Origin of the sequence: uncultured Methanobrevibacter sp. (assembly GCF_902771435.1) — an archaeon.
Taxonomy (GTDB): domain Archaea; phylum Methanobacteriota; class Methanobacteria; order Methanobacteriales; family Methanobacteriaceae; genus Methanocatella.
On record NZ_CACXXB010000052.1, the window covers coordinates 1 to 6,108 of the forward strand.

The following is a 6,108-nucleotide window of genomic DNA, read 5'->3' on the forward strand; positions in this document are numbered from 1 at the left end:
AGGATTTTTTTTAGGGTTTTGGTATTGTACTCATTGAGCTGTGCTGAAATGTCTTTCATCTTCGCCTTGTTTAATATATACTTATTTTCAATGAAATATTCTCTCAAATAATCTTCAGACAACTTATATTCTTTGACAACACCATCTATAGCTTCATCAATGGCAGCGTCTTGTTTTAAAACTGGAAAGACAAAATCATATGTGAACTGGATTTCAGAAATGTCATAATCTTTGGGAACATTTTCCGAGTATTTAAGCGAAAACTTTTCTAAATAAGAAGTATCATCAAACATAATTGATAGTAATTTTATTGATAATAATTTTTATACTTATGTAAAATCGATTGTTTAATGTACTTGACTTATCATAGCTCCAAAATTGAATAAAGTATTTGCGATATTCGTATGATTAAATGAAAAGAAAAATTTTTTGCTTTAATTTAGTTGCATGTATCTGACATTAATTATGAAGTTATTGAAAATCCATCTGAATTTAAGTTTACCATATATATCAACCAATATTCAAATGAAATTTTATGACAGAAATTGTCAATGTTAATGTTTAAAAAAATTAGATTGTGGAGGATTGCCCCCACTTCAAGGATATCATTTGTTGATGGTGATGACTGTACTGTTTAAACCCAAAACCCTTGAGTAGTCAATTTTGTCAGCAATTTTATTCAACATGGTAATATTGTCAAATTCCAAGTTTTCATTTTCAACAACAGGATTGAAGTCAATACCAGTATCCTTGATTGAAATCAGAATATTATCATCATTATCCCTAACGATAACATCTATTGTGTCAATGCTTTCATTGGTATTGATTATGTTTACAAGCATTTCTTCAATAGCAAGACTGACCAATGTTGCTGACTTGTCTGGATTGAGATAATCCTTAACTTCACGGGACAGATTTACAGCTTCGTTTACATCCCCATGGATTGTATGCTCAAATACTTTTGTATCATCATTGTGTTTGTTAATAAAGAATCCACTATATTCGCCATTGGTACTTTTATTGAGGTATTTTGAATAAGCAAAAATAAACAGAATTGTTATGATTTCAGCTATTGCAAATGAAACCCAAATTCCATTTCCGCCAAATATGAATGACAATACCACTGCAAATGAAATCGGTACGATAAATCCTTCAAGCAATGAAATGATTGTTGACAATTTATTTTGCTGAATTGCCTGAGCATAGAATGTGTATAGAAATGTAATTGCAGTTCCCACATAGCTTATTGCAAAAATTCTCAATGCATTTAAAACCACAGGTATGTCAGCAGGATCCTTAACGCTGTAGAGGAACAGCAATGCCTGCGGATAAAAAATGAACAATATAGATAGAGCCAGGCTTGCGGTCAAAACTATTTTTAGAGACTTTTTGGTTACATAGCTTACTCCAGAATAGTCCTCTTCCTTAAAGTAAACTGATACGATTGGTGACATTGTCTGTGCGGTTCCAATCAGGAAGATGTACAATATGAACAGACTGTTGTAACATATACCAAATGCGACAAGCCCTGATTTTCCGATATACCAGCCCAATAGGATGTTCATTATGAACAGTTTTAGAGTTAGGTACAATTGTGTTGATGATGAGGAAAACCCTGAAGTTACAATTCTTTTAAGATAGCTGAAAAATGAACCTAATTTCAGTTTTATGAATTTCAATGTACGCTCATCCTTAAAGAAGTAATATGAAATGATTATTGAACCTACAATGTAACCAGTTGTAGTTGCCAAAGCAGCCCCTGCAATTCCCATCCCCACATATTGGATATATACTATATCAAAACAGAGATTTACAATATTTGCAATCAATATAGCTCTGAATGGAAGTGTTGGGATTCCATCCGCCCTTATGAAGTATGACAAACTCATCATATAACATAAAAATGGCATACCTATTATAAGTGCAGTGAAAAACTGTCTTACATCATTAGTCAAGGCAGGCTGTGATGAGCATAGAAACTGGGAGATGCTTTGTGAAAACAAAACACCGAAAACTGCAATCAGTATTCCAATTGTCAAAAGGGCAATTATTGAAACCGAAAAGTAACTGTTACTTTTTTCATCATCAAATTCCGCCTTTGAAACAGAACAAAGTACACTGCCACCCAATCCTATCATCCAATAGATGAGATTGACAAAAGTTATTACCGGAGCGACAATCTGGATTGCAGAGAGGTTTCCTGCTCCAAGCAAAAATGTAACAATCAAACCGTCTACAAACAAGCAAATGTTTCCTGCCATTGATGTAAACAATGTCGGCAGGAAAAATTCACTGAATTTTGCTCTTAATAATTCATAATTTCTTTCATACATGTTATACCCCTAGATACTGAAGAAATCTAAATCTTCAAGGAATTTTACAAAATTATAGATATACTCCTCGGATATGAATGGCCATTTGATGCCCAAACGATATAATGTCTGAATGGTGTATGTATTGTCGACCGGCATCCAGATTTTTTTGACTTTTCCAGAACCGATTGATGTGATAAGACCTGATACTCCCTCCTGCTTTGACTTGTCGGCAAGTGCTTCATCCAAAGCAGTTTCATAATCATCTTCCTCAACAGGCTCAATATTCAATCCTAAAGGCTTGATAATTTCAATGATGTCGCCGAAGCAAACGCTATGGTGATCATATGGATGGAATACAGTACATTCTTTAGGAGTTTTTGAAAGATTAACAATAGCTTTTGCAGTAGTGTCAATCGGTGAAAATTCCACATTGTTCATAAGCATGGAATAAGGCATTTTTCCAATTGTTACAAATGCTTTCAAACGATTTATGAATCCGTTTGATTCGAAATTAATTTGGAATTCGCTGTCTGAGCTTCTTGCCATAAGGTTTCCAACCCTCATGATTTTTACATCCAAATCATCTTCAACTGCAGCTTCCAATACCGCACGTTCTGCAAGGAATTTTGAGCTGAGATATTGGTTGTCAACTGCCTGACCGATAAAGAGATCATGTTCTGAGAATTTGACATCAACAGGAGGGTAGTTGTCTATACTTTCACCTGCAATACTGTATGTGGATACCTGCACATATTTTGCATGTTTCATCTTTGCAAATTTGAGTCCGTTTATTACACCTCCAAGGTTGATATCCTCGATATCAGTTCCGGATGAGAAGTGTTTTACGTTAGCTGCACAGTTGATTATGGTATCGATTTTTTCAGAAGCAAGATTTTCAAAGTCCTCAATGTTGGTAATGTCCCCTTCAATGACATGTAATCTGTTGTTGAATTGTTCTTCATATTCATTTGAGAAGTAATAGAAGAGTAATGATTTTAACCTTTCTTCACCGCTCAGGACCTTATTCGCCCTAATAAAACAGTAAATATCTCCTGTTTCATTTTCCAATAATTCCCGCAATACATGTATTCCTAAAAATCCAGTTGCTCCTGTAAGCAATATATTTCCTAAACTTTCTTCAATTTCACCATCAATCAGTGCTTCGAGGTTGTTTTTCTTGAGCAGATTGTTAATCTGTGTGTAGTCATAGGTAACTTCAGCCTTTTTGTCCATTGTTTCGTCTGATAAAATGAACTCGGACAATGCTCTTGGAGTAGGATTTGAGAACACATCACCATAATTCAAATTATAATTACGGTTTAAAGCTTCCATTGTGATTTTAGTAACGAGAAGAGAAGTTCCACCAATTTCAAAGAAACTGTCTGTTGCACTTACTTCATCAAGACCTAATATTTCACCAAATAGGTTAGCAAAGAATGCTTCAATCTCATTTTCAGGAGCAACATATTCTGTAATGAGTTCAGGTTCAGGCAAGTTTCTCAAGTCTGTTTTGCCGTTTGCTGTTTGAGGCATTTCATCAAGTTCCATATAGACTGTTGGAACCATATAGTATACAAGCTTTTCAGCAAGTGAAGCCTTGAGGTCATCTATATCGATTGAATAGCCATTTTCTTCACGGTTTTCATCCTTGTATTCATCATGGACCGTAAAGTAAGCGCATAAATGGTCATTTCCTTTGATATTTTTAACTACAACTGCAACTGATTTGATTCCAGGATAATTTCCAAGACCAACTTCAATCTCACCTATTTCGATTCTTAAACCTCTAAGCTTGATTTGATTGTCCATTCTTCCGAACACATAATAGTTTCCTTCAGGTGTAACTTTAACAAAGTCTCCGGAATGGTAGAACCTTACTCCATTGATTATCTCATAGGCTTTTGCATTGTTCTCAGGACGGTTAAGGTATTCTCTTGAAACACCTTTTCCAGCAATGAACAACTCACCGATGACATTTGGAGGCAGAGGATTTGAATCGAAGTCCATAACCATTTCATGAACGTTGAATAGTTCCTTTCCAATGTGGATGTCTGGACTTTCCAAAAGATGACCGTTACAGTATACTGTTGTTTCGGTTGGTCCGTACATGTTGAAGAATTTTCCTTTGGAGTTTTTGGATAGGAGTTCATACAATCTCGCAGAGAACGGCTCTCCCGCATGGATGTATACCTTAAATCCATACATTACCTCCTGCATCGCTTCGATTTCAAGATACTGAAGCAATCTTGAAGGTGTTGCAACGTAAACGTTTGCACCGCTCCTGCGTATAAGGTCCATCATCTCAATTGGATCCTTATACTCTGTATCATTTGCAAATACCATTGGAACTCCATTCAATAGGGACCCCATCAATTCCTGTTGGAATACGTCAAATGCAACGGTTGTAGTAGACAATACCTTATAATCCTCTTTTTCAAGATTGTGGACCAGTTCATAAGTACATACGTTTCTTGGATCAGGATATACGAAGTTTGCAATGTTTCCATGTTCAAGAATTACTCCTTTTGGAAGTCCTGTTGAACCGGAGGTGTAGATAAGGTAAGCCATATTGCTGCCTGATACATCAGGGTCAGGATTGGAAGTGTCTTCCTCTTTAAGCAATTCATTAATATCCAATAGGTTTTCACTGTAATCACTTAAATTGATGCCCTTTTTCTCAATTACATCATCAATAATAATGTATTTTGATTCACTGTCAGTCAGCACATGTTCTATCCTCTCTGAAGGATATTCTGAATCCACCGGAATGAATGCAGCACCGGATTTTAAGATACCGAATGCAGATGCGATTACATTGCTGTTTCTGTTTAGAATGAACATCACCCGATCTTCAGGACCGACTCCTTTTTTGATGAGGGCATGAGCAATTCTATTTGCCTTTTCGTTTAATTCGGCATATGTGAACTCACCATCTGTTGCATATAATACAACCCTGTCAGGATGCAATTCAACCTGATTCTCAAATATCTTGTTTAATCTGTCTTCAGGAATTTCATCATATTCAAAATCGTCAACACCCCAATCATCATTTTCAATGATTGAAATATCGCTCATCAAAGTATTTTCATCGAATGTCTGGAATTTGTTTAGGACAATTCTAATAGAATCAAGCAATGTGTCAATTAAAGATTCTGAGTATAGCTGGTCATTGTATTCACAGAAAATTCTGTATTGATTGTCGACTTCAACTACATTGATGTTTATCTTGAATTTCAATCCGTCATAGTCAATTGACTGTCTTTCAACATTCATGCCGGCAATTTCAATGTCCTCTATGATTTTTCCATGATAAGCATAGAATATTTCCGGAGCGATGTCGAATTCATTTGATATTTCTGTTAAAGGATAAGATGAATATGCCAATACGTTGAGCCATTCATGGTTTATGTATTCAAGATATTCCTTAAGTGTTGACTGTGAGTTTAATTTCAATGCCAACGGCAATGTCTTAACCATCATTGCCAATGTTTTTTGCTGATTAGGATTGAATCTTCCGTTAGTGATTGTTGCAATTAATGTATCCCTGTTGAAAACGAATTTGTTTATTACAAATGAAGTTGCTGCCAAAAACAGATTATTCTGACTGATGCTTGATTTGGAACAGAATCCGTCAACGGCAGTCTTGTCAATGAAAATGTCTCTCATTGCAGATTTACCATCTGACTCATCACCGTTGATGTCCTGAGCAATCAATGTTGCATTATCAAATTCCTTTATTTTGTTTGAAAAGAACAATTCAGCTTCCTTATAGAGGGTTGACTGTTTAACCTTG

General features: G+C 35.5%; 3 protein-coding genes. All 3 read right to left on the reverse strand.

The features are described 5' to 3' along the window. Positions 1–293 (reverse strand): hypothetical protein (locus QZU83_RS09650; protein WP_295611791.1); only part of this gene is annotated, 293 nt, incomplete at its 3' end. A 312-nt stretch (positions 294–605) separates the two neighbouring features. Next, complete coding sequence (locus QZU83_RS09655; RefSeq protein ID WP_295611792.1) at positions 606–2,333, reverse strand: MATE family efflux transporter; 1,728 nt, start codon at positions 2,331–2,333, stop codon at positions 606–608. Between the two features lie 9 nt (positions 2,334–2,342). Continuing rightward, a partial coding sequence (locus QZU83_RS09660) for an amino acid adenylation domain-containing protein (protein ID WP_295611793.1) occupies positions 2,343–6,108 on the reverse strand: 3,766 nt, incomplete at its 5' end.